Source organism: Rhodoferax sp. RT5P35 (genome assembly GCF_056521385.1).
In genome coordinates, this window is record NZ_JBWMAX010000097.1 from 1 (window position 1) to 1551 (window position 1551).

General features: G+C 68.3%; 2 protein-coding genes. Both read left to right on the forward strand.

Annotated elements, in window-relative coordinates; all coding sequences use genetic code 11:
• Positions 1–592: chromate resistance protein ChrB domain-containing protein (locus tag AC097L_RS23925; protein WP_479589228.1), on the forward strand; the 592-nt coding region annotated here is incomplete at its 5' end.
• The coding region (chrA, locus tag AC097L_RS23930) for a chromate efflux transporter (protein ID WP_479589229.1) at positions 589–1551 on the forward strand (963 nt) is incomplete at its 3' end. The genes AC097L_RS23925 and chrA, both read left to right, overlap by 4 nt.

The window sequence follows — 1551 nt, forward strand, 5'->3', positions numbered from 1 at the left end:
CAGCCAGACGGCGGCGGCCACCCTGCGCGCCGCGGGCTGGAACGCGCACTACCTGCAAGGCGGCATGGCAGCGGCCCCGGCCACCATCGCCAAGCGCCCCGAGCTGGGCGTGGACGGCACCAAGGCCTCCTGCTGGATTACCCGCGAACGCCCCAAGATCGACCGCATCGCCTGCCCCTGGCTGGTGCTGCGCTTCATCGACGCGCAAGCCCGGTTTCTCTATGTGCCCACGCCCCAGGTGCTGGCGGAGGCCGCGCGCCTGCAGGCCGTGGCCTACGACATCCCCGGCGCACCCATCAGCCACGAAGGCCCGCTGTGCAGCTTCGACACCCTGCTGCGCGCCTTCGACCTGCGCCTGCCCGCACTCGACCTGCTGGCCACCATCGTGCGCGGGGCCGACACCGACCAGCTGGACCTGGCCGCCCCATCCGCCGGGCTGCTGGCCGTGTCGCTGGGCATGTCGCGCCTGCACGCCAGCGACGACCACGCCATGCTGGCGGCGATGCTGCCCCTCTACGACGCGCTGTATGCCTGGTGCGGCGACCGCATCGCCGCCACCGACGAACGCCACAACTGGAAACCTTGCGCATGACCCCGACCCCTGTCACCTTCACCGAAGCCCTGAAATTCTGGTTCAAGCTGGGCTGCATCAGTTTTGGCGGCCCCGCCGGGCAGATTGCCATCATGCACCGCGAGCTGGTGGAGCAAAAACGCTGGATCAGCGAGAAGCGCTTTCTGCACGCCCTGAACTACTGCATGCTGCTGCCCGGCCCCGAGGCGCAGCAGTTGGCCACCTACATCGGCTGGCTGCTGCACCGCACCTGGGGCGGGGTGGCGGCGGGCGCGCTGTTTGTGCTGCCGTCGCTGTTCATCCTCATCGGCCTGAGCTGGGTCTACGTGGCCTTTGGGGCCGTGCCCTGGGTGGCCGGGTTGCTGTACGGCATCAAGCCTGCGGTGGCAGCGCTGGTGGTGCAGGCGGTGCACCGCATCGGCAGCAAAACATTGAAGAAACCGGCCTCAGCGCCCATTCTGTGGGCGATAGCAGCTACCAGTTTTGTAGCGTTGTACATTTTTGCCGTGCCCTTTCCGATCATCGTGCTGGGCGCGGCCCTGGTCGGCTGGTGGGGGTCGAAGTTCGCACCCGGCCAGTTCAGCGGCAGCGGTGGGCATGGTGCGGCCAAGGCGGGGTTTGGTCCCGCATTGATCGACGACGACACGCCCACCCCGCCCCACGCACGCTACAAAACCAGCCGCCTGCTCACCGTGCTGGCCGTGGGTGCGGCGCTGTGGCTGCTGCCGATGCTCGCCTTGGTGGCCTGGAGCGGCTGGCATTCGGCCCTGGCCCAGATGGGCTGGTTTTTCACCAAGGCCGCCCTGCTGACCTTTGGCGGCGCCTACGCCGTGCTGCCCTATGTGTACCAGGGCGCGGTGGAGCAGTTTGGCTGGCTGACAGGAACTCAGATGATCGACGGCCTGGCCCTGGGCGAGACCACGCCCGGCCCGCTGCTCATGGTGGTGGCGTTTGTGGGCTTTGTGGGCGGCTGGGGCAAG